Here is a 26,153-nt window from a genome sequence, read left to right as displayed (position 1 = left end):
TGCACTGGTTTTGCAAGCGGGTCCCGCCAACGATCTTGGAGCGATCGCGCCATGTCAAAAAAAGATTTCTACGATGTTTTGGGGGTCGGCCGTGAGGTTGATGAAAAAGCCCTGAAATCTGCCTATCGCAAACTCGCGATGAAATATCACCCGGACAGAAACCCGGGAGATGAAGCCGCTGAGGCATCATTTAAAGAAGTTTCTGAAGCATATGACACACTAAAAGACCCGCAAAAACGCGCAGCTTACGATCGATTTGGTCATGCCGCGTTCCAAAATGGTGGCGGTGGTGGCCAACACGGATTTGGCGCCGATTTCTCTTCATCCATGTCTGACATTTTTGAAGATATTTTTGGCGACTTCATGGGCGGCCAAGGTGGTCGACGCGAGCGCAGCTCTGCCATGCGCGGCTCTGACCTACGATATAATCTTGAAGTATCGCTGGAAGAGGCATTTGAGGGCCAAACCGTTGATATTGACGTACCCTCATTGGTTGGTTGCGACACGTGCGATGGCAATGGCGCAAAACCGGGCACTGGCTTTTCCACCTGCGGCACATGCCAAGGACATGGCAAAGTGCGTGCTGCGCAGGGCTTCTTCACCATTGAGCGCACCTGCCCACAATGCCATGGACGCGGCGAAACAATGGATCAACCTTGTACCGATTGTAATGGACAAGGACGCAAACAAAAATCTCGTTCATTGTCCGTAGATGTGCCAAAAGGCATTGAGGACGGCACGCGCATTCGCCTCTCTGGTGAAGGCGAAGCAGGCATGCGCGGCGGCCCTGCTGGCGATCTCTACATTTTTGTATCGATCCGTCCACACGATTTGTTCCAACGCGATGGGGCAGATCTTTTCTGCCGTGTCCCCATTTCGATGACCACCGCAGCGCTTGGCGGCGAGTTTGAAGTGCCCGCGCTTGGCGGAGGCCGCGCTAAGGTGAAGGTGCCACAAGGCACTCAAGCTGGTCAGCGCGTACGCTTAAAAGGCAAAGGCATGCCAGTTCTGCGCTCTCAACAAATGGGCGATCTATACATTCAAATGGACGTGGAAACACCGCAAAATTTGACCAAACGCCAGCGCGAGTTGCTCGAAGAGTTTGATGAGATCACCACAAAAGAGACCAACCCGACATCTGCTGGGTTCTTTAAAAAGATCAAAGGCCTTTTTGAAGGGCTGAGCGAACACGCGCGCAAAGACTAGGCGGGACGAATTGAGTTTGCGGGTTGTCATCTGAAAGCTGATCTGATCCGTTATGAAATGGATAGGGACACTTCATGACAAAAATTCTCGCAATTTCGGGGTCGATACGTAAAGACTCTTTCAATGCCAAATTGGCCCACATGATGGTTCGGCATTTGCGCGCTCGGGGCGCGGATGCTGCCTATTTGGACCTTTCCAATTTTGAAATGCCGCTGTTCAACGAGGATTTGTTGCGTGAAGAACAGCCAAAATGCGCACTTGAATTAGCGAATTTACTGGCCCAAGCCGATGCCGTTTTCATCGCATCGCCAGAGTATAATGGTTCTCTCACACCTTTGTTGAAAAACACCATTGATTGGGTTCATCACCAAAAACTAGGGGCCTTTGCCAAAGCAACATTTGGCATTGGATCCGTCTCGAGTGGTTCGCTTGCCGGCATTATGGCGCTTTCGCACTTGCGCGACGTACTTTCCAAAGTTGGCGCATTGATCGCCCCGACTGCCTTAGGTGTTGGTATGGCCGCGCGTGCCTTTAATGAGAGTGACGAGTTAGCCGACCAGCGCGTGGCTGCCCGTGCCGAAGCGTTGGTGAACGAGTTGATGACCCTTAAGCGATAATCGGATGGGAAGATCTTTCTATCTCACACACCCTGAAGTGACCATTGATCCCGAAATGCACGCCACATTTTGGTCGCTCTCACGCATTGGTCGCCAACGCATCGAAAATGCTGCATCGCGTGGCACGTTTGCTTCCATCACGCAAATCATTTGCTCCAAAGAGAAAAAAGCACAGCAAGCCGCGACGATCATCTCCAAGCATATCGGCATTGGCGTTATCGAAGAGCCCTTGTGTAATGAAAATGAACGTTTAGCGACCGGCTTTTTAACCAAAGAAGAGTTCGAGAACACCCTCAATTTGCTTTATGAAAGGCCGAACGAGCGTGCCAACGGCTGGGAAAGCGCTAGTGATACATTGAATCGCATGATCGCAGCGCTAAATTCGCACCTGGTAAATGACATGAACGACAACACCTTGTTTGTCGGCCATGGTACGATTGGCACACTTCTGAAATGCCATATAGGCAATCGCTCAATTGCTCGCACCGAAGATCAACGGCTGATGGCCGCAAAAGGAGGTGGAAACATGTTCGCCTTTGAATGGTCAACGCAGAAACTGCTCACGGACTGGATAGCGTTAGAAGACTGGCCACAACATTAGCTTGTTGTTTTTGGTAAACTGTGCCAGTTAACAGCTCCGACGCTTATGACCGCCGGAGACCCACCCTCAATGACCAATGCTACCCCTCAATTGATTACCGCACTTGATGTTTCGACCCGCAAGGAGGCTGAAGCACTTGTCGAAAAAATCGATGATAATGGGGTGTTCTTCAAAATTGGCTATCAGTTGATTTACGGCGATGATGGTCTGGGATTGGCAAAGGCGCTCAAAGCTGCGGGGAAGAAGGTCTTTTGCGATGTCAAATTGCTCGATATCCCGAACACAGTTGAAAAGGGTGTCGCAGGGCTTGTGGATATTGGCGCAGACATTGTCACCATCCACGCAGAACCCCATTGCATGACCGCTGCGAAACGGGCTGCAGAAGGCTCATCGACTAAACTGATGGGCGTTACTGTGATGACCTCTTTAGATGATGATGACCTTAAGGCAAGCGGCTATGCCTATGGTGTTCGTGATCTGGTGGAGCGCCGCGCCAAACAGGCTGCGGGCATTGGCATTGACGGGGTGATTTGCTCGGCCCACGAGATTGAGCTAGTGAAACAGGCTAGTGGGGGCAAGTTGATGGCCGTAACGCCCGGCATTCGCCCAGCAGGTAGCGCCACAGACGATCAAAAACGCATTTTGACCCCCAGCCAAGCGATTGAAATTGGCGCTGACCATTTGGTCGTTGGCCGCCCCATTTATCGCGCTGATGATCCTTATGCCGCCGCTAGCGCGGTCAACGATGAGATATTTGCAGCCAATCAAAACATCACAAGCTTTCGCGCTGCCGATGCAACGGACGCTGAAGCACTAAGCGCAATTGAAGACAATGCAGCCATTGTGTTCAGGCAGCTTGGTGGCAGGTTTGCAGATATTGATTTCTCCGCCATGACACCGCAATTCTACATTGATGCAATCGGGCAGAACCAAATCATCTGGCTCGTGGAATTGCGCGGCGAACCGGTTGGGTTTTTGCGGGCGAAGCCCGTTGATAATATCTTATATTGCGCTGAAATGTCTGTGCTCAAACATCATCACGGCAAAGGCCTTGGCGAAAAGCTGATCAATCATTTTGTTAATTTTGCCAAGGCAGAAGGGTTCAGCGGCGTTGCTGGGATTACCTACAAAAATGTACCCTGGAACGGGCCATATTATTTGCGTCTTGGCTTTAGTTATCTCGATGATGCACATATTGGCGAAGAATTGCGTGCAATCAAGACTTCTGAGATAGAAAACGCCTTGTCGCATGCGGGCGAACGGGTTGTATTTGGCCAACGGTTTTAATTCCTTTGTGCATGTGAGATAACCTTAGGAAAAGCGCGGCAATTAGAGGTCATTCAAGATGCAAAAGATCACAGTTTTAGGCGCAACGGGCCGAATGGGCCAGGCGATAATACACGCGATAGCGCAAATTGATGGCGCGGCCCTTTACAGTGCGCTTGAGCGCGAAGGCGTCGATGCGATCGGCAAAGATGCGCGGGCCCTTACAGGGTTAGAGCCATCAGGCGTATTGATCACCTCGAACGTGGATGAAGCGCTTGACGGCTCAGATGCCATTATCGATTTCACCGCGCCGCAAGTCTCAATCGATTACGCGAAGAAGGCACACGCGCTTGGTCTTGTTCATGTGATTGGCACCACAGGCTGGACCGCCGAAGAAGACGCTGAAATCGCTTCTTTGTCAGGCAATGGCCGCTTGGTTAAAGCGGGCAACATGTCATTGGGTGTCAACTTGCTGATGGGTTTGGTGAAAAAAGCGGCAGCGGCCTTGCCTGAGGACTTTGACATTGAGGTTTTGGAAATGCACCACCGCATGAAGGTGGATGCGCCGTCTGGCACAGCTTTGATGCTGGGGGAAGCAGCAGCTGAGGGCCGAGAAATTGACCTTGCCAGCAACGCCGTGCGTGCGCGCGACGGGATTACTGGCGCTCGTGAGCCTGGCACAATTGGTTTCGCCACTTTGCGCGGCGGCACGGTGATAGGTGATCATTCCGTTGTGTTTGCCGGCAGCAATGAGCGGATCGAACTCAGCCACCATGCGCAAGATCGCTCTATATTTGCCAATGGCGCAGTACATGCCTCACTTTGGGCGCAAGATAAGGCGCCTGGACTTTATTCAATGGCCGACGTTCTTGGCCTTTAACCCCACAATTTCAAGGGAACTTCTAAATGGATCGTAGACTGATTCTTGTTCGCCACGGGCAGAGCGAATGGAACCTCAAAAACCTATTCACGGGTTGGAAAAACCCAGGCCTTACGGAAAAAGGTGTTGAAGAAGCAATTGCTGCTGGCAAATTGCTCAAATCGCGCGGTTACGAGATTGAGTTGTGTTACACATCAGCGCTAACGCGCGCACAACGCACACTCGATTTGATCTTGGAGAATATGGACATCGTCAATATGACGATCATCCGCAACCAAGCGTTAAATGAGCGAGACTATGGCGACCTTGCAGGCTTGAACAAAGATGATGCCCGCGAAAAATGGGGCGAAGAACAGGTTCATATTTGGCGCCGTTCATATGACACCCCACCTCCAGGCGGCGAAAGCTTAAAAGATACTGCAGAGCGCGTTTTGCCTTACTACGAAGCCGAAATTGCACCTCGTGTTGCAGATGGCGGCACAATTTTGGTCGCCGCGCACGGCAACTCGCTCCGCGCTTTGGTGATGAAGCTTGAAGGGCTAACCCCGGAGCAGATCTTGAAACGCGAAATCGCCACCGGTAAACCGATTATCTATGATTTTGATGCGGACGGAAACGTCACCAACGTCGAAAACATCGAATAGAACAAAAGGCGGTCTTCGGACCGCCTTTTTTATGTCTGCGCCACCAACCCGGCTTCCCAACCTAAAATGGCTTGTTTGCGGGTTAAGCCCCAATGATAACCAGTTAGCTTTGCGTTCTTGCCGATGACCCGGTGGCAAGGCACAACGAAAGAAATTGGGTTGCGGCCAACCGCTGCGCCTACAGCGCGCGCGGCTTTTGGTTTGCCGATATGGGCGGCGATTTCCCCATAAGATGTGGCTTGCCCTGGTTTGATGCCTAACAGAGTTTGCCAAACCCGCACCTCAAAGTCGGTGCCGATCATCACCACTTTTATGGGCTGATCTTTATCCCACTTATTGGGATCAAAAATCTTTTCTGCCCATTGTCGGGTTTCTTGATTTTCAGCGTGAACATAGTTTGCTTTGGGCCAACGTCGTGTCATGTCTTCTAGCGCCGCCTGTTCTTCGCCTTCATCACAAAACGCTTGTCCTGCCAATCCGTAGTCAGTGACCATGATCAGCGCTTGGCCAAATGGTGACGGGTGGAAACCATAGCGGATTTCCAGCCCCTCTCCCTTTGCTTTATAGGCCCCTGGTGGCATCGCATCGTGCGTGACAAACAAATCGTAAAGCCGTGCAGCAGATGAAAGCCCTAGCTCATAGCTTGTATCGAGCAAAGGCGCATTTTCGCGCAACATTTGCCTGGCGCGATTAAGCGTCACGCATTGCGAAAAGGCTTTCGGGGTTAGCCCGGCCCAGCGTTTAAAGAGCGCGGTCAACTGGCGTGAAGTCATTGATAGGTCACGTGCCAAAGCTTCAAAATCGTGTTCGTCGGCGGGCCGAAGAGATATTTCCTCGATCACCTTTTTGACGATTTGATAGTCCTGCGCCTTGGCAAAAAGTGGTGTCATGTCATTCATAGTTGCATCAGATTATTCACAATCTGTTGGTTTTGCGACCCGAATTTAACACGATCAGATATATGCTAGCGTTTCACCCGATATAGAGCGTTAGACAATGCCGAAGCGAAACTCTTCTTGTCGTCAGGGTTGAGAAATGTGCCAATTTTGAGCGAGCGCTCCTTTGATTTCAAAACGATGTCTGTCACCCGATCTTCAAAGTCTTTGAACACCTCAATTTTGGTCCAGAATGGATTGAACTGAAATCTGGTCTCCCGCCCTTTTGGGCTTACCCTTCTTATGTCCAAACTGTCAGGATATAGGGTAACTTCTTCAAAACCATTGACCTGTTTTCGTGATTTTGAAAGCGCCCAAAATAGCAAGGCAACATCCAATCCCAAAAACCCAACGATTGGCCAGGCACCCATTAGAAAAAATACAATTCCTGGAATTGCGGCCAAGATGCAGGTGATGATCATCACAATTTGCACGCCATTTTGATCCAGCGCGCGATGGGGTGTGAGTACCGCACAGAAATGCGGCTTTTGCTCTTTTAATTCCATCTGTCTCATGCCCTAATCTAATGGTCTTGAACCAGAAACGCGATTGCTATGGCTAAACGCTCACGCCTTACGAAACAGACCATCCATCAGATGTTCGCCAATTTTGCCGCGAATGACCCTGAACCGCAAGGGGAACTCGATTATGTGAACGAGTTCACCTTGTTGGTGGCAGTGGTTTTGAGCGCACAGGCAACCGATGTGGGGGTCAACAAAGCCACGAGATCCCTATTTGAAATCGCGCCGACCCCCGAACTGATGTACGGGTTGGGCGAAGAGAAAATTCGCGACTATATCAAGACGATCGGGCTTTTTCGCAACAAAGCGAAAAATGTCTATGCTCTTTGCAAAGAACTAATCGAAAAACACAATAGCCAAGTACCGCAGACACGTGATGAACTAGAAGCCTTACCGGGGGTGGGGCGAAAAACAGCAAATGTGGTCCTCAACATCGCATTTGGTCATCCGACAATCGCTGTGGATACCCATCTGTTTCGCATTTCAAACCGTACAGGCCTTGCCCCAGGCAAGACCCCGTTAGCGGTTGAATTGCTGCTTGAGCGGATCATTCCCAAAGAGTTTTTGCTACATGCGCACCATTGGCTGATTTTACACGGGCGATATATCTGCAAAGCGCGTAAACCGGAATGCTATCGCTGCATAATCATTGATCAATGCAAATTTAAGGACAAAGTCCTAGAACCTTAAGGGTTAGCGGTTGACCCGTGCGCCGAGCGCACTAAAAGAAAACCGGGCGATCTTTGGAGAAAATGATATGGCAGATGCCAAGTTCGATGTGCTCACGATTGGCAATGCCATTGTGGATGTGTTTGCAAAAGTTGATGATGCCTTCCTGGAAAAAGAAGGCATGGACAAATCCATTATGCATTTGGTGGACGCGGAACGCTCCGAATATCTCTATTCTCGCTTGCCCGGCAGCCCACAACATATTTCAGGCGGTTCATGCTGCAACACGGCGGTTGGCGTGTCTTCACTGGGCGGCAATGGCGCTTTTATCGGCAAAGTCGCCGAAGATGATTTGGGCAATATTTATCGCAAAGACCTCACAAAGGCGGGCGTCTTTTACAATACGCCAACCCTGATCCATGGCACCTCCACTGCGCGCTCAATGATTGTGATTACCCCGGACGGGGAGCGCACCATGAACACCTATCTTGGCGCCTGCCAAGAGCTCACTGTAGCTGACATGGACGAGGACTTGATTGCCGCATCTGCATTGACCTTTATGGAAGGATATTTGTGGGACCCGCCAGAGGCCAAGCGGGCATTTGTGAAGGCTGGCGAATTGGCGCACAAACATGGCCGCAAGACCGGTATCACCCTGTCTGACCCATTTTGCGTTGATCGTTTCCGTGATGAATTTGTTGGTCTTATTCGTGATAAAACCATTGATGTTTTGCTGGCCAATGATGATGAGATCAAATCGCTTTATCAGGTGGGCGATCTCAATGAGGCGATCGCAGCCGTTCAAAAAGACTGTTCCACTGTCGCGATTACGCTAGGTGCAAAAGGCGCCATGGCCATCAAAGATGGTGAAGTGAGCGAAGTGCCCGCATTTGCAGTTGAACAGGTGGAAGATGTAACCGGCGCCGGCGATCTATTTGCATCGGGCTTTCTTTATGGGTTGGCACGCGGCCAAACCATGGAGCAAAGCCTATCGCTTGGCTGCTTAAGTGCTTCTGAGGTGATTTCGCACGTGGGTGCACGCCCAAATGTAAGTCTAAAAGATCTAGCGACACAGAACCGTTTAGCGCTTTAGGTCGACTAGAGTTTACGCAAAGCAACCTTATCGATGGTGTGATCCAAGCCTTTGGTGAGGATCAAGTCCGCGCGTCCGCGGGTGGGCAGAATATTGTCGACCAAGTTGGGCAAATTGATCTGTTCCCAAATCGATACCGCGAGCTCCTTGGCTTCATCAATGCTGAGCTTTGAAAACTGATGAAAGAAGCTTGTTGGGTCACGGAAGGCCGTTTCGCGCAAGCGCAAAAACCGCTCCACATACCATTTGCGCAAGTTGGGTTCTTCGGCGTCGATATAGACGGAGAAATCCAGATAGTCTGAGGCAAACAGGATCGGTTTGCCATCTTTGGGCAATTCACCAGGCTGCAAGATGTTCAAACCCTCAACAATGAGGATATTGGGGCGATCCACGACCACTTCTTCACCGGGCACCACATCATAAACGAGGTGCGAATAAGTGGGCACGCTGACATTGGGTTCGCCCGCTTTGATCTGCGCTAAGAACTTCAAAAAGGCACCGCGATCATAGCTTTCAGGGAAGCCCTTACGCTCCATCAGCCCGCGCTTTTCAAGTTCGGCATTGGGCAACAAAAACCCGTCTGTCGTTACCAAATCAACTTGTGGCGAAGAGGGCCAGCGCTGCAACAGTGCGCGCAAAATTCGCGCTGTGGTGGATTTTCCGACCGACACAGACCCGGCAACCCCAATAATAAAGGGTGCCTTATCGCCATTGTGCTGCAAGAATTTGCCAGCCGCCAAGTGCAGGCCCTGCACTGCTTCCACATAGAACGACAAAAGCCGCGTAATCGGCAAATAGACTTTTTCAGCCTCACTTAAAGAAATAGGGTCGTTCAGAGACTGTAGTCGCACCAGATCTTCTGCGGTCAACGTCATCGGCTCTCCAGCGCGGAGCGCCGCCCATTCCGTTTTTGAAAACTGGTAATAGGGCGATGGGTAGGATGCGTTGGTGATCTGGTCCAAACCTTACCTCTTTCTGGATGCCTTTTCGGCCAAGCCTGACTGCGCTGTGCGGCGCTCCAACTCGGCCAAAACATCATCCAATGGCACCTGATTGCCTTTTAGCACCACAAGCAAGTGATAAAGCACGTCGGCGGCTTCTTTGGTCAATTCCGCGCGGTCATTGCTGATCGCCGCGATCACGGTTTCCACCGCTTCTTCCCCAAGCTTTTTCGCCGCCTCTTTGCCGTTGTTCTGCAACAGCTTCGCCGTATAGGATTTATCCGGTGATGCGGCGGATTTGGTGGCGATGATCTGTTCGAGATCACTTAGGGTAAATGTCATAGCCTATCCTTTAGCCACATTGTCTTGGCGCACCGCAATACCACTTTGGGCCATGTGCTGTTTGGCCTCACCAATGGAGTAGGTGCCAAAGTGGAATATGGATGCAGCCAGTACGGCGCTGGCGCGGCCCTCATTGACCCCATCTACCAGGTGATCGAGTGTACCAACGCCACCAGAGGCGATCACCGGCACTTCCACCGCATCTGAAATGGCGCGGGTCAATTCCAGATCAAAACCAATTTTTGTGCCGTCACGATCCATCGAGGTCACCAGCAGCTCCCCTGCCCCGCGTTTGACCATATCCTTGGCAAATTCAATCGCATCAATGCCCGTAGCGTTGCGGCCCCCATGGGTATAGATTTCCCACTTGGATTGCCCCTCCACCAGCGCATCCTCGGCGCGACGTTTGGCGTCAACCGATACCACAATGCATTGATTGCCAAACTTGTCGGCGGCACGATTGATGAAATCTGGGTCTTTTACGGCCGCTGAATTGATCGATACCTTATCCGCGCCAGACAATAGCAGTTTTCGGATGTCTTCTACGGTGCGGATGCCACCGCCAACCGTTAGAGGCATGAAGCAATGCGCTGCGGTACGTGCGACTACATCATAGATCGTTTCGCGGCCTTCATGGCTTGCGGTGATATCCAAGAAGCATAATTCGTCGGCGCCAGCCGCATCATAAGCAATTGCTGATTCAACCGGATCACCAGCATCAACGAGGTCAACGAAGTTTACGCCTTTGACAACGCGACCGTCTTTGACATCAAGGCATGGAATGAGACGGGTTTTAAGGGTCATGATGCATCCTTGATCTTTTGCAGCGCTAACGGCACATCAATTCGGCCGTCATAAAGCGCACGGCCAGAAATCGCGCCTTCAAGCACCTGCATTTCCGGTTTTGTCATTATCTCAATGTCATCCATTGACGCCAAGCCGCCTGATGCAACCACCGGAATGGAAACCGCTTTCGCAAGTTCAAGCGTTGCATCCCAATTGATACCGGTGAGAATTCCATCACGATCAATGTCAGTGAAAATGATGGCCGCCACACCAGCGCCTTCAAATTTTTTCGCCAGTTCGATCACATCAAGTTCAGACGTTTCGGCCCAACCTTCAACGGCCACTTTGCCACCACGAGCATCAATGCCCACTGCAATTTGGCCAGGGAACTTCTTACACGCTTCTTTGACCAATTCAGGGTCACGCACAGCGATTGTGCCCAAAATCACACGGGCAAGCCCACGGTCGAGCCACGCTTGAATATGGTCGATGGTGCGAATGCCACCACCCAATTGTACCGGCATTTCAACCGATCTAATGATGGCTTCAACTGCATCACCATTGACGCTTTCGCCAGCAAAGGCGCCATTTAGATCGACTACATGAAGATATTCAAAGCCTTGATCTTCAAATTGCTTGGCCTGGTCGGCTGGATTGTCGTTAAACACGGTCACCGCATCCATGTCGCCTTTTTGTAGGCGCACACATTTGCCGTCTTTCAAATCGATCGCTGGAAACAAAATCATTTTACGCGGCCTTTCGTTAAAGCGACCAATTGAGGAAATTTGAAATGAACTTTAAGCCAAGGCTTTGGCTCTTTTCTGGGTGAAATTGGGTGGCAATCAGATTATCGCGCCCAACAATAGCTGTGAGCGTTTGCCCATATTCAACCGTTGCCAGCAGATGAGCTGGGTCCGCCACTTCAAAGTGATAAGAGTGAACGAAATAGGCGTTTAAACCATCTGGCCCGATATCCAAATCATCCAGCATTGGGTGTGGATTGGTTTGGGTGAGCGTGTTCCACCCCATATGCGGCACTTTAAGCGTTTTGTCGTTCGGCTCGATATGTTTGACGATCCCCGGGATCCAATCAAGGCCATGGGTATAAATCTTCTCGCGGCCCTCGCTGGCCAGCAATTGCATGCCCACGCAAATGCCAAGGAACGGCACGGCGTCCAAAATCACGCGCTTGTGCATTGCTTCGATCATACCCTCAACAGCGGTTAGCCCCGCCATACAATCAGCAAAGGCGCCAACGCCCGGCAAGATAACCCGGTCAGCATTTTGCACATCTTTGGGGTCGCTTGATACCACAACTTCAAACCCACCGCCCAGCTCACGCGCAGCACGTTGAGTGGCATTTTGCGCTGATTTCAAGTTCCCAGCACCATAGTCAACGATTACGATTTTCTGGCTCATTGTATGGCTCCTGACGGGCGCTCATTTGACAAGAGCGTTGTTGAAATATTCGTAGGGGCCTGATCGCTCGTTGAAGGGGGCGTTTCCGACGCTTTCTTGGTCGGTTGGTCCAATTGTCCCGCCACATAGCACCATTCCGCATCTCGCGCTGATTGGGCCAGCACGCCACCTTTGAACAAATAGCCTTTTCGCTGCAAGGCATAGCCGCGTATGGAAGATGCCTCCAACCCAATAAGGACGGCCACCAAAAAGCCAACCCAAGCCGATGCGCTTTCACCCACAAAGAAGGCTACAAAGCCCAAGACGAAGGCAACGCCGACATAGGCGACCAACTCAAGCCAAAGCTTGTGCCAGACACACCAAATGGGGGTGAGCAGGCACGCAAAGATGGAGAAACGATCTTTGATCACTTCAACTTCTTCATTGGCCAAAGTTTGCGGCAGGTCAGGTGCCGCTGGTTTTGCGTAAATGGCAAAAAGGCTCATATTCGCCTCGAATATCTGCCCAAAGGCTTATGTGCTAAAGCACGCCCTTGGTGGAAGGAATTCTGTCCGCGTTGCGCGGGTCGATTTCGATGGCGTCGCGCAAGGCACGGGCCAACGCTTTAAAGCAGCTTTCTGCGATATGATGGGCATTGTCGCCATAGACATTTTCCACATGCAAGGTGATGCCTGCATTCATGGCAAATGCCTGGAACCATTCTTGGAACAGTTCCGTGTCAAAATCGCCAACCTTGTCGCGTTTAAACTCAACGCGCCACACAAGGAAAGGGCGACCTGAAATATCCAACGCCGCACGAGACAAGGCTTCATCCATTGGCAAATCGCATGAGGCGTAGCGGCGGATGCCTTTTTTGTCGCCCAAAGCCTCTTTGATGGCTTGGCCAAGCGCAATGCCCACATCTTCTGTGGTGTGGTGCGCATCAATGTGCAAATCGCCATTGGCTTTAATGTCGATATCGATCATGCCATGTCGAGCAACCTGATCCAGCATATGATCGAGAAAACCAACACCTGTATTGATGTTTGATTTACCTGTACCATCCAAATCAACGGATACAGAAATATCTGTCTCATTGGTCTTGCGGGTCAGTTTTGCTTGGCGCATGGTCTTAGCCAACCTTTTGTCTTGAAGCGTTCGATATCGCTTCGCCTTTAGAATTTGTCGCGTCTTATTAGCACCTCTTGTTGCGGGCGAAAAGTCGCTAAAGTCGCGAAGTGATTGTAATTGGCCGCAGAAGTCCTAAATAGGAACGGTTATTGCAGGAGAAAATCAAACTATGCAACAAAATCAGCAAGGTTCAGCGGGATGGCGCGGCACAACTATTTTGACGGTTCGCAAGAACAATAAAGTGGTTGTGGCTGGAGATGGCCAAGTCTCATTGGGCCCGACAGTGATTAAACATGGCGCGCGTAAAGTACGGCGCTTAGCTGGTGGAAAAGTCATTACAGGATTTGCAGGAGCTACTGCGGATGCCTTCACCCTTTTTGAACGCCTCGAAGCAAAACTAGAACAATATCCTGATCAATTGATGCGCGCCTGCGTTGAATTGGCCAAAGATTGGCGCACAGACCGCTATTTGCGCCGTCTAGAAGCCATGATGATTGTCGCAGACAAATCCGATAGCCTTGTTCTAACCGGCACAGGTGACGTTTTGTCGCCCGATAGCGGTGTGATGGGCATTGGCTCTGGTGGCAATTATGCCCTAGCCGCGGCAAGCGCTTTGATGGACACGGACTATGACGCAGAAGATGTGGCACGCCGTGCCATGAAGATTGCGGCAGACATATGTGTTTACACCAATGAAAGTCTAACCGTTGAAACGATAGATTTGGACGCATGAATTTTGCCATTCGCCGCCTAGATGCACGTGATGCCCAGATGTTTCGAACCGTACGGCTTGAAGCGTTCAAAACGCATCCGGATGCATTTGGCTCTTCATATGACGAACTGGTGTCAAAACCAGTATCGCACTTTGAAGAATGGCTAACCGACATGGTGGCGTTTGGTGCCTTTGTGGACGATCAACTACTGGGCATCGGCGCCTATTTTCGCGAACGCGGATTAAAGATGCGCCACCGTGCCTATGTGATTTCCATGTATTGCGCGCCAGAACTGCGTGGCAAAGGAGCAGCGGGTCAGATTATCGATCACATTGCCGAACATGCGAAATCAAAAGGCATTGTTCAATTGCATTTGGGCGTTGGCAGCCACAATGAGGCGGCGAAAAAATCCTATGAAAAGGCAGGCTTTAAGACCTATGGCGTCGAGCCGCGCAGCCTTTTCGTACATAACAAATATATAGATGAAGAACTGATGGTGCGCTTTTTAGACGAGGCACCGAAAGGGATAAAAGAATGAGTGAATTGAGTTTTTCTCCACGCGAAATCGTATCTGAATTGGACCGCTATATTGTGGGTCAAAAAGATGCAAAGCGTGCTGTGGCCGTGGCGCTGCGCAACCGTTGGCGCCGCCAACAACTTGATAGCGATTTGCGCCAGGAAGTTAGCCCGAAAAACATTCTAATGATTGGCCCAACTGGTGTTGGTAAAACCGAAATTTCGCGGCGGTTGGCCAAATTGGCGCAAGCGCCCTTTGTAAAAGTGGAAGCAACCAAGTTCACCGAAGTAGGCTATGTGGGCCGTGATGTGGAACAGATCGTTCGTGATCTGGTGGAAGCCGGCATTTCCCTATTGCGCGACAAACGCCGAAAAGAAGTGCAAGCCAAGGCGCATTTGCAAGCTGAGGAGCGGGTTTTGGACGCATTGGTTGGCCAGTCCGCCACCCCTTCGACGCGCGAAAGCTTCCGCAATAAACTGCGAAGCAATGAGTTGGACGACAAAGAAATCGAAATTGAAGTGGCTGCGCCACAAGGTAATGGAATGTTTGAAATTCCAGGCATGCCAGGCGCAAATATGGGCATGATCGATTTATCTGACATGCTTGGCAAAGCTTTCAAACAACCCGGCGTCAAACGCACAGTGAAAGTGAAAGATAGCTACGAAATCCTGATCAACGAAGAAGCAGACAAGCTACTTGATCAAGACAAAGTAAAAGCAGACGCTATTGATCTGGTTGAAAATCACGGCATCGTTTTCTTAGATGAAATCGACAAAATATGCGTGCGCGATGGCCGCTCTGGCGGCGATGTGTCCCGTGAAGGGGTGCAACGCGACCTGTTGCCTTTGATTGAAGGTACCACCGTGTCGACCAAATATGGGCCTGTGAAAACTGACCATATTTTGTTCATTGCTTCCGGCGCGTTTCATGTGGCGAAGCCTTCTGATTTGCTGCCCGAGTTGCAAGGTCGTTTGCCAATTCGCGTTGAACTGCGCGCGCTGGTGCATGAAGACTTTGTGCGCATTCTCAATGACACAGACGCCAGCCTGATCAAGCAATATGTAGCGCTAATGGGCACCGAAGGCGTAACGCTAGATTTTACCGACGATGCGATTGATGTGATCGCGGAGCTGGCTGTGGCGATTAACTCAAAGATTGAGAATATCGGCGCGCGGCGCCTGCAGACTGTGATGGAAAAATTGGTTGAAGAAATTTCATTCGACGCGCCAGATAAGAATGGCGAAACCATCCAAATCGATGGCGATTATGTGCGCAAGCAAGTAGGTGAATTGGCAGGCGACACTGATTTGAGCCGCTTTATTCTCTAGAAAGTGCCCATAATCTGAATGCTGAAAAAGCGTGCGTCCTTTTTTGAAAAACGCACGCTTTTTCTTTTCTTGCAGCGCCGGGGCAAAGGGACGCGGCAATGCTAAAGTTCTAATGACTAGGCGGGCTTGAAAGTCAGCGCCAACCCATTAAGACAATGGCGCTTACCCGTTGGCTCTGGGCCATCATCAAATATATGACCAAAATGTCCGCCACAACGACGGCAATGAACCTCGGTTCGAGCGGAAAAGAGTGTATTATCTGGCTTTGTGCGCACGGCATTTTCAATCGATGCCCAAAAGCTTGGCCAGCCTGTGCCGCTTTCATATTTTGTGTCGGACGGATAGACCGCCAGATCACATCCAGCGCAATGATAGGTGCCTTTGCGGTTTTCTTTAAGTAAAACAGATGTGTAGGGACGCTCTGTCTTTTCTTCACGCAGAATAAAATATTGGTTTTCTGTAAGTAGCGCCTTCCATTCATCGGGCGTGCGCTCACTCTCAAAACTGCCCTCTGCCGCAATTGCACTATTTTGGCCATCGCTTTGCCAAATAAAGGCACTGGCGCCCAAACCAGCTACCGCAAACCCGCCAAACAAAAAACCACTCTTCTTTATCAAGTTGCGTCGATTGATTTTACCGTCGTTTTTCATGACATTTCCTTCGTGTGCAGGGTCAATATGGTCGCAATTTGGTGGCCGACCCCGAAGGGTCGACCTTCCATTTTGACCTATTTTGGAACCAATACAGAGCTCACAACATGGATCACACCATTTGACTGTATCACGTCAGCAATTGTGACTTTTGCCGCATTCATATTTTCATCGATGATGTAAAGCTGGCCATTTTGGACCTGTGCTGTCAGCGTGTCGCCACTTACGGCTTTAAATGCCCATGTGCCGCCATTCTCTTCCGCTTTGGCCATAATGTCCGCGCCTGTCCAACTGCCAGCCGCAACGTGCGCGGTTAGCACTTTTACCAGCATTTCTTTGTTCTCAGGCTTCAACAATGTGTCCACTGTGCCCTCGGGCAAAGCCGCAAAGGCGTCATTTACCGGTGCAAACACTGTAAACGGACCCTCGGACGCCAGCGTCTCGACCAGACCAGCAGCTTTTACCGCGGCAACCAAAGTTGTGTGGTCTTTTGAATTCACGGCGTTTTCAACAATGTTCATTGTTTCGTACATTGGAGCGCCGCCAACCATAGGATTTTCCGCTGATGCGGGCGCTGCTGCAAAAGCAATACCTGCTGCCATTACAAGTGCAGTTGATGACTTCAAAATTGACTTAATCATTTGTGTTCTCCGTTTTCAAATTACCCCCTGTTTTTGGGGTTATTGAAGCTACGGAGGTGTGTTGCAATTTGTTTCAAAAAAGTTTGAGTTTTATTGAAACGCATTAAAACTCAATGCTTTACCCTTGCGTTAGAGTACCAACAGCGATTACCGGGCCAGTGGGAAGGCCGGTTGGGGAGCCCCCAATTGGTTCTTCAGAAACTGCAAGTGTTGCGCCTTGTGTAAGCAAATCTGTTATTTCTGTTGGCAGGGCCAATTCGGCTGTGCCACTTGGTGCGATAATGCCCATTGAAATCGGGGCTGCTTGCCCGTCGGCGATGATCCAAAGTTCATAATCGCCCCTCTCCACAACTCGCATATTTGTTGTGATAAGCAATTTGCCGGATTTTGAATCATAATTTGCAATCATTGCAGATTGCACCTGCTCACCGCTCAAAGTCGCCGTGAGAATTGGTCCAGATTGAGAAGTGAATGAAGGCAAATAGTTTATGCCAACCACCAAAAGAAGCACCGCCAGCGCGCCAGAGACCAGAGCAAATTTGCTGCTGAATAGATTTGCTATCCAGCCCGACTTTTCGTGCATGTTCTGATTTAACGCCCGTTCAATCCCGCGCCAAACTTTTGGCGAAGGCTGCATTTCTGCCACCTCGTCAAGCATCGGAGCAAGGCGCTCAGACCACTGGTCGACCTCATGGCGAAAGACAAGTTCTTGATCGTAGCGCTTTTGCGCCTCATCAAGCAGCTCGTTTTCCAACGTGCCGAGCGCAAATTCGGCCGCGAACATCTGATCACGTTCATTTAAGGGAGAAGTCATTTTTCCAAGCACTCCCTAAGCTGCATGAGTGATCGTCTAATCCATGTTTTGACCGTGTTGAGAGGTACATCCAACTTATCTGCGGCCTCTTGATATGACCAGCCAGACAAATAGGTTTGGCGCACCGCAATTGCGTGTGATTGTTTTAAAGAATCAAGGCAAATTTCTATTTCACGTTTTTGGTGAAGCTGCACAACCGCTTGTTCGGGATCGGGCATCTCATCTTTGATGTCATGATGATCATCCAGATCGTCTGTAGGTTTTCCACGCGCACGATAGCGGTCAATTGCCTGATTACGTGCAATTGTAGCCATCCAAGCGATTACGCTTGCACGTCCAGTGGCAAATTGGTCTGCCTTGTTCCAAATTTTTATGTAAATCTCTTGCAACACGTCTTCTGCTTCGCTCCGATCATTTAAGATACGGAAGCAAACGCCAAAAAGTTTCGAGCTGGTGCGATGATATAGCTCCGCAAATGCGGATTTGTCGCGAAGTGCCGTACGCGCGATTAAATCTTCAAGTTCAGCCGCTGCTGCAACTGACCCTGACGCATTATGTGCTTGATCGCCCATACAACGATCCTTTTGCCCTTGTTCGCTGATTATACGTGCAAGGCGCTAAGTCGGATCAGTGTTTTGCCAAAAGGCATGAAATTTAAGCTTTTTTTGCGCGCGCGCGTGCGCCGCGTTGCTCTATTTCCTGCACCAGGAACTGCAAATCGTCATCTTCTAAACTATCAATATTTTGGGATAACCTATTGGTCAATTCGGTAGCCTTTGGGGACATGCCTGCAGTATCAATTGTGATTTTAGGGTCTGAAATTTCCGCTAAGCGCTGCAACTCTTCTGCTTCGTCCCAAATCACATTGAAATATGAGATGATACGTTGGAGCATAAACCAAGTGGGCGTACCGCGATGGCCGTGCTCGAGCGCAGAAAGATAAGCGCTTGAAACATTAAGGTCCGCTGCCATCTGCTTTAGAGAAATATCTCTATCCTTGCGGATTTTTCTAATCTTTGCGCCAAGTGGGGTCATTTGCCCGCCCTCTTAAGACGCACATATAGTGCCCCTGCCCCGCCGTGATTTTGGGCCGCGGCGTCGATACCTGCTACCATATGCACCAGCGCTGGCTCCTTCAACCAAGCAGGCACGAGGTGGCGCAATACACCTTTTTGTTCAAATTCTGCATAGCCGGTGCGTTTTACGCCCTTGCCGGTAATGACCAGAATATTGCGATCACCACGATGAAATGCGGTGGAAACGAAGTGGATCAACGCCGAATGTGCTTCCAGCTGACGCATGCCGTGCAGATCCAGCGTCGCATCGATAGAAACACGGCCGCGCGCGATTTTGCGGCGCAGTTTTTGATCCATTGGCTTCTCCGCTTTTTGCGGAATGGCAACAGAATTGAAGTGCGGCAAATGGCGATCTGTGTTGTGAATATGTGTTGCCAGTGGCGCCCAACTTTTTGATGTTGGGCGCACTTTGATGCGCGGTGCCGGTTTTTGAGATTTATCGAGCGCGCCGGGCAATTCAGCCCGCTTGACACGCAAGATGTTTTCATCAGCTGGTTTGAGCGGCGACACAGATTTTGTCACTTCTGTCCAAAGGTGCCAATCGGCTAGATCTTTTGGCGGCTTTTTGGCGCGTGACATTGATAATATCGCCTGTGAATTAATCCAGCTGGTTGGTGCCGATAAGTTTCCAATTCGGATCGCGAGACTTTACATTTCGTGAGAATGTCCACTCGTCGGCAATATTTACAACAGCCTCTTCGTCGCCATCGATCAATTCGCCATCCGCATTTTTGGTCGCAGAGACAACTTGTGCAGCATAACGCACGGTAACATTGGCGTTTTTGCCGTCCATCTCCGCGGCGACCATATTGACATCCGAGAAGCCAACGAAAGTGAAATCAACTGTCTCCCCGCGGCCCTCGCGCTCAACAATCGCTGATTCAAACCCTTCGTAAACGGGCTTATCAAGGATCATTTTCAAGGTCTTGCGGTCGCCTTGCGCAAACGCCACCACAACCATTTCATAAGCAGAAATCGCACCGTCCATGAAGCCTTTAGGGCTAAAGCTATCATCTGCGGCAATAACCTCATTCAAACCAGCTGTAAGATCCGCGTCGCCTTTGGCAAAGCGCTCGATTTCCGCTTCAACTTTAAGACGTTGCTTTTCTTTGTCCAAATTCGCTGGTGCAACCGTGCGATCACGGTTGGGCAAGCTCACCACATTATCTGCATCGGAGTCGTTTTCGCTTTTGCGTGCATCTGGGCGCTCCGGCGGACGTTCGAATCCGTCTCGCGTGCCCAGGACATTTCGAAGACGTAGCAATACAACCACCGCAACGATTAGGAAGAATAATGTTGGAATGTCTAAGAAGTCGCCCATATCTGCCTCAATAATGTACTGTCTCGCAGCACTCGCATTCTTTGTTAATCGCTCCTATATATAGAACGAAACTGGCTCGTGACCAGCGTTGATACGCTCTATTTATGTGATTTGGTTCACTTTGTCCGGGTTTTTATGAGAAAGGTTTGATCATTGGGACGCTTTTTGTTCGCGCTATTTTTGGTGGTGCCTATTATTGAGATTGCCATTTTTGTCGCCATGGGCGGCATTATTGGCTTTTGGTGGACCATGGGTGGCGTGGTATTTACAGCGCTTTTGGGGTCTTACTTGTTGCGCATGCAAGGATTTGCTGTTTGGACCGACGTCCAAGGCAAAATGCGCGCTGGGCAATTCCCAGGACAGTCGATTGTTGATGGCATCATGCTTGCCATTGCAGGTGCTTTGTTGCTTACACCAGGCTTTTTCACCGACGCGGTGGGTTTTGCGCTGTTTGTGCCCCAAGTGCGCTATTTCATTTTTGAACAATTGCGAAAGCGCGTAAGCGTGGTGTCCGCGACAAGCTATAGCCAATATTCAGCTCATCACCCGTCGTCAAACAGCCAACCCGAACGTCAAGAAGACGGCATTATTGACCTTGATGATGAGAATTGGCGCGGTAAATCCTAAATAGGTTTTGTGCGGCGAAAATGCTTCGCCGCTTGCCGCTTGTGCCTAAAGATGTTAGCCACATGCCAACGATTTTTCATGACAAAGAATGAGCAAATAAATGGCCGAAGAAACACCAAACACAGCCGCTAATCAGGATGCGCCACAACCTTCATTGCACATTGTGGGCCAATATATCAAAGATTTGAGCTTTGAAAATCCAAATGCGCCGGCTTCACTTGCACCAGGCGCTGCGCCACAAATTGGCATCAGCATCAATGTTGGTGCGCAAAAGCAAGAAAACGACATTTATGCAGTTGAATTGACCATCAACGCAAAGGCTGAGCGTGAAGGCACTGTGTTGTTTAATGTTGAGCTGGTCTATGGCGGCCTGTTCAGCATCCAAAACTTCGCTGAAAATCAAATTCACCCATTGGTGATGATCGAATGTCCTCGTTTGATTTTCCCATTTGCACGTCAGATCCTATCAACTGTCACCCAAAATGGCGGCTTCCCACCATTGTTGATGGAACCAGTAGATTTCAGCGCGATCTATCGCCAAAACCTAGAAGCTGCTGCTGCGAAAATCAAAGAAGGTGAAGACGCAAGCGTTAACTAAGCGCTTGTTCTTAAACCTTTATCACTGATCATCCGTCCGGTATTTTTGCCATATGGGCGCATCAGACATTTGAGCGATGAAGTCCTTGTGACTTTGTCGCTCATTTTCTGTCAGGCGTGACGCTAGTGGCTCTGGGCGCTTTTTGACCTCGCGATTTGCAATAGTCACCCCAGAATCATCTTTGGTGTCTTGCGCTAGGCTAAACGCCACCTGTCGCCCACCAATAAGCTCAAGATAAACCTCGGCTAGGATTTCACTGTCGAGTAGCGCACCGTGCAACGTACGGCGCGACAAATCGATGCCATAGTTTCGGCACAAGGCATCCAAGTTCACCCGCGCGCCGGGATGAACCTTTCTGGCCAAGAGCACAGTATCAATCACATCATTATTGATACGCGGCATTTTCGACCATTCGAGTTCGGCTTGCAAAAAGCCCATATCGAAGGGCGCATTATGAATGATCAGCACCGAGTCACCGATAAAATCGAGAAAGTCTTGGGCGATATCCTTAAAAAGGGGCTTATCAGCCAAAAACTCTTCAGAAAGCCCGTGTACTTTAAAGGCCTCGTCGGGCATGTCACGTTCTGGGTTGCAATATTTGTGAAATGTTTTGCCGGTCGGAATGTGATTGATCAGTTCAACACAGCCAATTTCCACCAAACGGTCGCCATTGGCGGCGCTTAGTCCCGTGGTTTCTGTATCAAGTACAATTTCGCGAATGGCCATTATGCTCTTTATCTACCCGATTGCATTTTTGGCTAGAGTTTAGTCATTCACCAGCTGTCGGCAAGTTTTGATCACGTCATCCACCACTTGTTGGGTTTCAACTGGGCTCAGACCTGTATCAATTAGGAAGTCGGCGCGCTGTTTTTTCTCACTTTGTGGCATTTGGCGAGCTTTGATCGCTTCAAACTTCTCTTCCGTCATACCTTCACGGGCCAGCGCCCGCTGTTTTTGGATTTCGTCAGCACAAAAAGTGACCGCGATTTTGTCGAGCGGATAGTCTTTGCCCGTTTCAAACAAAAGCGGAATTTCTAAGATCACTAGCGTTTCACCGGATCGCTGATTTTGCGCCAAAAATTCGTGCATTTTCTGATGGACAAGCGGGTGCACAAGCGCTTCAAGCTGCGCCAGTTTTTCCTTGTCGCCAAGTACGAGTTTTGACAAAGCTTTTCGATCAATTTTGCCATCCATAATTGCATCGGGAAAATGCGCGCCCACTACAGGCACTGCTTCACCTTCATATAGGTCGTGCACAGCTTTATCCGCGTCATAGATTGGGATATCGCGCTTTGCGAACATTGCAGCAACCGTAGATTTACCGGTTGCCATTGAACCAGTTAGGCCAAGTCTAATCATTAGTTGGCTCCCAAAATCTTTTGTCGCAATTCTTCGGTCACAGTCGGGCGCAAACCAAACCAGCGCTCAAACCCGGGCACGGCTTGATGGAGCAGCATGCCAATGCCATCGACAACGCGCAATCCTTGCGCTTTGGCATCCAACAGCAAAGGCGTTTCAAGCGGTGTATAGACAATGTCCGTAACAATTGCTGTTCTTGGCAAGGTTTTAAGCGACAGGCCTTCGAATTTGCTGCCTCCCATCCCGACAGCACTTGTATTGACCACCAAATCCGCGTGATCGCTTAGTATGTTGAATTGGCTGATATTTTTTGATTGCAATGCATTGGTGTTAAGCGCCTTGTTTAATTCTTGGCACAAGGCGTCAGCCCGCTCAATAGTGCGGTTTAGAACGAAAATTGTTTTGTAGCCTCGCTCAACAAGACCAACCAAAATCGCTCTTGCAGCACCGCCAGCACCGAGCACAATCGCGCAATCATTTTGTTGGTCCCAGCCATGGAGTTGCTGATCCAGATTAGCCAAAAACCCATATTTGTCGGTGTTGTCGCCGCACAATTTACCGTTCTGAAGCCAAAGCGTATTAACCGCGCCAATTTTTTGAGCTGTTTCGCTTATTTGATCACAAAACGCCATAATTGCTTCCTTATGGGGAACGGTGACATTGCCACCGACATGGCTGCCATTTTTTAGACGTGCAGCAAAATCGCTTAGCTTTTCTGGAGCGACGTCTAGGGCGCTATATGTTGCATCAATCTTGTGCGTGTCTATCCAATGGCCATGCAACAAAGGCGATTTTGAGTGCGCAATCGGGTGACCAATGACAAAGGCTTCTTTCATTTAGATTGCTTTCAATTCACGGAGTGCAGTGAGGAGCGGCAAAAGTGGTAGGCCAAGAATAGTGAAATAGTCGCCATCAATTCTTTCAAATAGTTGGATGGAGGGCCCCTCCAATCGGTATCCGCCAACGCTTTTGAGCAGTTTATCGCCCTCTAGCTTAATCACGTGATCCGCTTCTGCGTCCGAAAATTCTCGCATAGTCATCTTGGCATCGCTTTGTTGCCCCCAGAGTACTTCACCATCGCGACAGACAGAAACAGCTGCACACAATATATGAGTTTTGCCGCGCAAAAGCTGCAATTGGTCGCGCAAAGCATCAAAATTTGCCGGTTTATGCAGGTAAGAATCGTTAATACTCAAGGTTTGGTCCGCACCAACTACAAGCGCCTGTGGATGACGCGAGGAGACGTTTTTTGCTTTTGCATCAGCAAGATTTTGCGTTAGGTTTTGTTGATCGAACGTGCTGCTAGTGGCAGACGATTCGATTTCACGCTCGTCGATTCGTGCGGTTTCGGTCTTAAAATCTATGCCCGTATTTGCGAGAAGTTGAATGCGTGTTTGGCTTTTCGTTGCTAAAATAATCATGTTTTCAAGATGTTACGTCTTACCGAATTGGGTTATCCACACACTTATCCAGCCTATTTGTTATTTACAGGGCAAACGCGTGTGAGGAAGTTTTATTCACCGATTTGTACCCGCTGGTTTGAATCTCATCCACAGCTTATCCATTGTGAATTGTCGAAACGCGAATCCATAGCAATTGTGGAGTGAAATTTTACGTCAAAACTTATCCCATTTTTTGCACAGCATATTCAGTTAATATCCACAAAGGTAAGAGGTGTTAACTTTCCAGTAACCATGCCTTTTAGGGATTTGTTCATCTTTTGCGATTGAACGCAAAGAAAGAATACGCACAGCAGCTGCCGAAATGCCGCATGTGGACAAGACTTGTGGAAACAAAAGAATTCCTGCAAAACACAGGCATAAAGAAGAAGAAGAATCTAAAAATAGAATCTTATTTAGATAGGGGTCGTTTGGAAACGTGGTAGAAAAAACCGGTCGGAAGTTACTAGATTGTGTAAGAGGCTTTGTTGATGATGTGCCCCCTATGTGGATTATGCGGCAAGCAGGACGCTATTTGCCCGAATACCGCGAAGTCAGGGCATCCACTTCAGGTTTTCTCGATTTGTGTTACACGCCGGAAAAGGCAATTGAAGTAACACTACAACCACTACGTCGCTTCGATTTAGATGCAGCAATTTTGTTTTCTGACATCTTAGTTATACCAGATGCGCTTGGGCAAGATGTTAGGTTCGAAGTAGGTGAAGGACCAATATTGAAAGAGATTGAAACCGCTGAAGATTTGGCGAAGCTCGATGTCTCTAAGGTTCTTGATCATTTAGCACCAGTTTTAGAAACTGTGCGTGGCGTTCGCGCTGGTATTGATGAGGACAAGACCTTAATTGGTTTTTGCGGTGCTCCTTGGACCGTTGCCACATATATGCTCGGCGGCCGCGGATCGCCTGACCAAGCAAAAGCAAGATTATTTGCATTGGCGCAACCTGACCTGTTTCAAAAATTGATGGATATATTGGTTGATGCGAGCGCTGAATATTTGTTAGCGCAGTTGGATGCCGGCGCTGACGTGGTTCAGATCTTTGAAAGCTGGGCACTTAATCTTGATGAAGTGAATTTTGAAAACTTTGTGGTGAAACCGACGGTTCGCCTTGTTCAGAAAGTGCGTGAAAAGCGTCCTGATGCGCCTATTATTGGTTTTCCTCGCGGTGCAGCTGCGATGATCCCAGGATATATTAAGGCGACAGGGGTAAATGCTGTTGGTCTAGATTATGCGATGCCGCTGGATTTTGCACGTGAGCACATTTCGCCTTTGGCAACAGTTCAGGGCAATTTGGATCCGCTACGTTTGGTTTCTGGTGGCAAACAAATGCTCGATCGAGCAGATGAGATTTTGCACGCCTTTAAAGGGCGTCCGCATATCTTTAACCTGGGACACGGAATTGTGCCCCAAACGCCAATTGCGAACGTGGAAGCACTTGTGAACCACGTGAAAGGCAACTAGCGCGATGGAATGGGTTAAAGCCTTACATGTGATTTCTGTTATTGCTTGGATGGCAGGTCTTTTGTATCTGCCGCGGCTTTTTGTTTATCATTGTGATGCGGAAGCTGGTTCAAAACAGTCTGAAACCTTTATTGTTATGGAGCGTCGATTGCTTAAGGCGATTATGACTCCGGCTATGATCAGTTCTTGGGTTTTTGGACTGTGGTTGGCTTTTGGTTTTCAGATGGTGGCCATTGACGATATTTGGGCTTGGGTGAAAGGTTTTTCTATCATCGGCCTAACCGGCGTTCATTTTCATCTAGCTTCCTATCAGCGGGCTTTTGCGCAAAATGAAAACACAAAATCTACAAAGTTTTTCCGCATGATCAACGAGGTGCCAACCTTGTTGATGATTGTCATTGTTATCATGGTGATTGTGAAGCCGTTTTAACGTTACGTTTGGTCGCAGGTAATGATTTTTCCTTGTCACACAGGGTTTTTTGCGATATACACCGCCAACTCTAACGAAACACATTGGTCCTTTTAAAGAAATCGACCTCGGTTTACGTCTCCCCACCCCTTAA

At 49.5% G+C, this 26,153-nt stretch carries 35 protein-coding genes and 1 pseudogene; 16 read left to right on the top strand and 20 right to left on the bottom strand.

The window, feature by feature from the left end; translation table 11 throughout:
• Positions 1-51: 51 nt before the first annotated feature.
• The 7 genes and pseudogenes from dnaJ to QQL65_RS05605 all read left to right on the top strand — a co-directional run bounded on the left by dnaJ (position 52) and on the right by QQL65_RS05605 (position 5,214).
• Entirely contained in the window at positions 52-1,206 is a 1,155-nt protein-coding gene (gene dnaJ / locus QQL65_RS05635) for a molecular chaperone DnaJ (protein WP_284362664.1), read from the top strand.
• 74 nt (positions 1,207-1,280) lie between these two features.
• Entirely contained in the window at positions 1,281-1,823 is a 543-nt protein-coding gene (locus QQL65_RS05630) for an NADPH-dependent FMN reductase (RefSeq protein ID WP_284362662.1), read from the top strand.
• 4 nt (positions 1,824-1,827) lie between these two features.
• Entirely contained in the window at positions 1,828-2,424 is a 597-nt protein-coding gene (locus tag QQL65_RS05625) for a histidine phosphatase family protein (RefSeq protein ID WP_284362661.1), read from the top strand.
• A gap of 69 nt (positions 2,425-2,493) precedes the next feature.
• A pseudogene (pyrF, locus tag QQL65_RS05620) lies at positions 2,494-3,189 on the top strand (orotidine-5'-phosphate decarboxylase); the annotation flags it as partial.
• 126 nt (positions 3,190-3,315) lie between these two features.
• Positions 3,316-3,711, top strand: a complete 396-nt coding sequence (locus tag QQL65_RS05615; RefSeq protein WP_284366218.1) for a GNAT family N-acetyltransferase — start codon at positions 3,316-3,318, stop codon at positions 3,709-3,711.
• Between the two features lie 58 nt (positions 3,712-3,769).
• The gene (gene dapB, locus QQL65_RS05610) at positions 3,770-4,570 is read left to right on the top strand and encodes a 4-hydroxy-tetrahydrodipicolinate reductase (protein WP_284362659.1); all 801 of its coding nucleotides are present in this window, start codon (positions 3,770-3,772) and stop codon (positions 4,568-4,570) included.
• Between the two features lie 26 nt (positions 4,571-4,596).
• A complete protein-coding gene (locus tag QQL65_RS05605; protein WP_284362658.1) occupies positions 4,597-5,214 on the top strand; it encodes a 2,3-bisphosphoglycerate-dependent phosphoglycerate mutase in 618 nt (205 codons plus the stop codon).
• Positions 5,215-5,243: 29 nt separating this feature from the next.
• Here the strand turns inward: QQL65_RS05605 and QQL65_RS05600 are convergent, their stop codons facing one another.
• Entirely contained in the window at positions 5,244-6,113 is an 870-nt protein-coding gene (locus QQL65_RS05600; protein ID WP_284362657.1) for a methylated-DNA--[protein]-cysteine S-methyltransferase, read from the bottom strand.
• 65 nt (positions 6,114-6,178) lie between these two features.
• Positions 6,179-6,655 carry a DUF2244 domain-containing protein gene (locus tag QQL65_RS05595; protein ID WP_284362656.1) on the bottom strand — a complete coding sequence of 159 codons (477 nt, stop codon included), beginning with the start codon at positions 6,653-6,655 and terminating at the stop codon, positions 6,179-6,181.
• Positions 6,656-6,703: 48 nt separating this feature from the next.
• On the opposite strand from QQL65_RS05595, the gene nth reads away from it, so the two are divergent.
• Together nth and QQL65_RS05585 are read left to right on the top strand one after the other, a co-directional pair.
• Positions 6,704-7,360, top strand: coding sequence for an endonuclease III (gene nth, locus QQL65_RS05590; protein ID WP_284362655.1), 657 nt, complete (start codon positions 6,704-6,706; stop codon positions 7,358-7,360).
• Positions 7,361-7,427: 67 nt separating this feature from the next.
• Positions 7,428-8,432: an adenosine kinase gene (locus QQL65_RS05585; RefSeq protein WP_284362653.1), complete on the top strand. Its 1,005-nt coding sequence runs from the start codon at positions 7,428-7,430 to the stop codon at positions 8,430-8,432.
• 5 nt (positions 8,433-8,437) lie between these two features.
• On the opposite strand, the gene coaA is transcribed toward QQL65_RS05585, so the two are convergent.
• The 7 genes from coaA to hisB are packed head-to-tail and all read right to left on the bottom strand — an operon-like array spanning position 8,438 to position 13,027.
• Positions 8,438-9,394: a type I pantothenate kinase gene (gene coaA / locus QQL65_RS05580; protein WP_379863615.1), complete on the bottom strand. Its 957-nt coding sequence runs from the start codon at positions 9,392-9,394 to the stop codon at positions 8,438-8,440.
• A 3-nt stretch (positions 9,395-9,397) separates the two neighbouring features.
• Positions 9,398-9,715 (bottom strand): phosphoribosyl-ATP diphosphatase, encoded by a 318-nt coding sequence (locus QQL65_RS05575; protein ID WP_284362652.1) that lies wholly within the window; start codon positions 9,713-9,715, stop codon positions 9,398-9,400.
• A 3-nt stretch (positions 9,716-9,718) separates the two neighbouring features.
• Positions 9,719-10,519 carry an imidazole glycerol phosphate synthase subunit HisF gene (gene hisF, locus QQL65_RS05570; protein WP_284362651.1) on the bottom strand — a complete coding sequence of 267 codons (801 nt, stop codon included), beginning with the start codon at positions 10,517-10,519 and terminating at the stop codon, positions 9,719-9,721.
• Positions 10,516-11,247, bottom strand: coding sequence for a 1-(5-phosphoribosyl)-5-[(5-phosphoribosylamino)methylideneamino]imidazole-4-carboxamide isomerase (gene hisA, locus QQL65_RS05565; RefSeq protein WP_284362650.1), 732 nt, complete (start codon positions 11,245-11,247; stop codon positions 10,516-10,518). The genes hisF and hisA overlap by 4 nt, the downstream gene beginning before the upstream one ends.
• A 16-nt stretch (positions 11,248-11,263) precedes the next feature.
• A complete protein-coding gene (hisH, locus tag QQL65_RS05560) occupies positions 11,264-11,920 on the bottom strand; it encodes an imidazole glycerol phosphate synthase subunit HisH (protein ID WP_284362649.1) in 657 nt (218 codons plus the stop codon).
• The gene (locus tag QQL65_RS05555; protein WP_284362648.1) at positions 11,917-12,405 is read right to left on the bottom strand and encodes a DUF2628 domain-containing protein; all 489 of its coding nucleotides are present in this window, start codon (positions 12,403-12,405) and stop codon (positions 11,917-11,919) included. Before QQL65_RS05555 ends, hisH begins: the two co-directional genes overlap by 4 nt.
• A 34-nt stretch (positions 12,406-12,439) precedes the next feature.
• Positions 12,440-13,027 carry an imidazoleglycerol-phosphate dehydratase HisB gene (gene hisB, locus QQL65_RS05550; protein ID WP_284362647.1) on the bottom strand — a complete coding sequence of 196 codons (588 nt, stop codon included), beginning with the start codon at positions 13,025-13,027 and terminating at the stop codon, positions 12,440-12,442.
• 172 nt (positions 13,028-13,199) lie between these two features.
• Between hisB and hslV the strand changes: the two genes are divergently transcribed.
• The 3 genes from hslV to hslU are packed head-to-tail and all read left to right on the top strand — an operon-like array spanning position 13,200 to position 15,588.
• Positions 13,200-13,763 carry an ATP-dependent protease subunit HslV gene (gene hslV / locus QQL65_RS05545; RefSeq protein ID WP_284362646.1) on the top strand — a complete coding sequence of 188 codons (564 nt, stop codon included), beginning with the start codon at positions 13,200-13,202 and terminating at the stop codon, positions 13,761-13,763.
• Positions 13,760-14,281 (top strand): GNAT family N-acetyltransferase, encoded by a 522-nt coding sequence (locus tag QQL65_RS05540; RefSeq protein WP_284362643.1) that lies wholly within the window; start codon positions 13,760-13,762, stop codon positions 14,279-14,281. Before hslV ends, QQL65_RS05540 begins: the two co-directional genes overlap by 4 nt.
• Complete coding sequence (gene hslU, locus QQL65_RS05535; RefSeq protein ID WP_284362642.1) at positions 14,278-15,588, top strand: ATP-dependent protease ATPase subunit HslU; 1,311 nt, start codon at positions 14,278-14,280, stop codon at positions 15,586-15,588. The genes QQL65_RS05540 and hslU overlap by 4 nt, the downstream gene beginning before the upstream one ends.
• 116 nt (positions 15,589-15,704) lie before the next feature.
• Here hslU and msrB read toward each other — a convergent pair whose 3' ends face one another.
• The 7 genes from msrB to QQL65_RS05500 form a co-directional block, all read right to left on the bottom strand.
• A complete protein-coding gene (gene msrB / locus QQL65_RS05530) occupies positions 15,705-16,238 on the bottom strand; it encodes a peptide-methionine (R)-S-oxide reductase MsrB (RefSeq protein WP_284362641.1) in 534 nt (177 codons plus the stop codon).
• 77 nt (positions 16,239-16,315) lie between these two features.
• Positions 16,316-16,840 carry a fasciclin domain-containing protein gene (locus QQL65_RS05525; protein WP_379863741.1) on the bottom strand — a complete coding sequence of 175 codons (525 nt, stop codon included), beginning with the start codon at positions 16,838-16,840 and terminating at the stop codon, positions 16,316-16,318.
• Positions 16,841-16,997: 157 nt separating this feature from the next.
• Positions 16,998-17,693, bottom strand: a complete 696-nt coding sequence (locus QQL65_RS05520; protein ID WP_284362638.1) for an anti-sigma factor — start codon at positions 17,691-17,693, stop codon at positions 16,998-17,000.
• Positions 17,690-18,265 carry a sigma-70 family RNA polymerase sigma factor gene (locus tag QQL65_RS05515; protein ID WP_284362637.1) on the bottom strand — a complete coding sequence of 192 codons (576 nt, stop codon included), beginning with the start codon at positions 18,263-18,265 and terminating at the stop codon, positions 17,690-17,692. The genes QQL65_RS05520 and QQL65_RS05515 overlap by 4 nt, the downstream gene beginning before the upstream one ends.
• 82 nt (positions 18,266-18,347) lie before the next feature.
• Entirely contained in the window at positions 18,348-18,728 is a 381-nt protein-coding gene (locus QQL65_RS05510) for a helix-turn-helix domain-containing protein (RefSeq protein WP_284362636.1), read from the bottom strand.
• Positions 18,725-19,348, bottom strand: coding sequence for a Smr/MutS family protein (locus QQL65_RS05505; protein ID WP_284362634.1), 624 nt, complete (start codon positions 19,346-19,348; stop codon positions 18,725-18,727). The genes QQL65_RS05510 and QQL65_RS05505 overlap by 4 nt, the downstream gene beginning before the upstream one ends.
• A gap of 19 nt (positions 19,349-19,367) precedes the next feature.
• On the bottom strand, positions 19,368-20,090 hold the full coding sequence (locus QQL65_RS05500) for a Tim44/TimA family putative adaptor protein (protein ID WP_284362633.1): 723 nt from the start codon (positions 20,088-20,090) through the stop codon (positions 19,368-19,370).
• A 165-nt stretch (positions 20,091-20,255) separates the two neighbouring features.
• Here QQL65_RS05500 and QQL65_RS05495 point away from each other — a divergent pair, with 165 nt between their 5' ends.
• Positions 20,256-20,717 carry an FxsA family protein gene (locus tag QQL65_RS05495; RefSeq protein WP_284362631.1) on the top strand — a complete coding sequence of 154 codons (462 nt, stop codon included), beginning with the start codon at positions 20,256-20,258 and terminating at the stop codon, positions 20,715-20,717.
• A gap of 100 nt (positions 20,718-20,817) precedes the next feature.
• A complete protein-coding gene (gene secB, locus QQL65_RS05490) occupies positions 20,818-21,315 on the top strand; it encodes a protein-export chaperone SecB (protein ID WP_284362629.1) in 498 nt (165 codons plus the stop codon).
• 21 nt (positions 21,316-21,336) lie between these two features.
• Here secB and dnaQ read toward each other — a convergent pair whose 3' ends face one another.
• Genes dnaQ through QQL65_RS05470 form a run of 4 tightly spaced genes read right to left on the bottom strand, consistent with a single transcriptional unit; the run spans position 21,337 to position 24,095 of the window.
• Positions 21,337-22,035, bottom strand: a complete 699-nt coding sequence (gene dnaQ / locus QQL65_RS05485) for a DNA polymerase III subunit epsilon (protein WP_284366216.1) — start codon at positions 22,033-22,035, stop codon at positions 21,337-21,339.
• A gap of 45 nt (positions 22,036-22,080) precedes the next feature.
• A complete protein-coding gene (gene coaE / locus QQL65_RS05480) occupies positions 22,081-22,674 on the bottom strand; it encodes a dephospho-CoA kinase (RefSeq protein ID WP_284362627.1) in 594 nt (197 codons plus the stop codon).
• Positions 22,674-23,510 (bottom strand): shikimate dehydrogenase, encoded by an 837-nt coding sequence (locus QQL65_RS05475; protein WP_284362625.1) that lies wholly within the window; start codon positions 23,508-23,510, stop codon positions 22,674-22,676. The genes coaE and QQL65_RS05475 overlap by 1 nt, the downstream gene beginning before the upstream one ends.
• Positions 23,511-24,095: a Maf family protein gene (locus tag QQL65_RS05470; protein ID WP_284362623.1), complete on the bottom strand. Its 585-nt coding sequence runs from the start codon at positions 24,093-24,095 to the stop codon at positions 23,511-23,513.
• A gap of 457 nt (positions 24,096-24,552) precedes the next feature.
• Here QQL65_RS05470 and hemE point away from each other — a divergent pair, with 457 nt between their 5' ends.
• Positions 24,553-25,590, top strand: coding sequence for a uroporphyrinogen decarboxylase (gene hemE / locus QQL65_RS05465; RefSeq protein ID WP_284362622.1), 1,038 nt, complete (start codon positions 24,553-24,555; stop codon positions 25,588-25,590).
• Between the two features lie 4 nt (positions 25,591-25,594).
• Positions 25,595-26,020 carry a protoporphyrinogen oxidase HemJ gene (gene hemJ, locus QQL65_RS05460; RefSeq protein WP_284362621.1) on the top strand — a complete coding sequence of 142 codons (426 nt, stop codon included), beginning with the start codon at positions 25,595-25,597 and terminating at the stop codon, positions 26,018-26,020.
• Positions 26,021-26,153 lie beyond the last annotated feature (133 nt).

Source organism: Maritalea porphyrae (assembly GCF_030159895.1).
GTDB lineage: Bacteria > Pseudomonadota > Alphaproteobacteria > Rhizobiales > Devosiaceae > Maritalea > Maritalea porphyrae.
The sequence above is the reverse complement of the archived record's forward strand: the minus strand, read 5'-3'. Positions and strand labels throughout refer to the sequence as shown.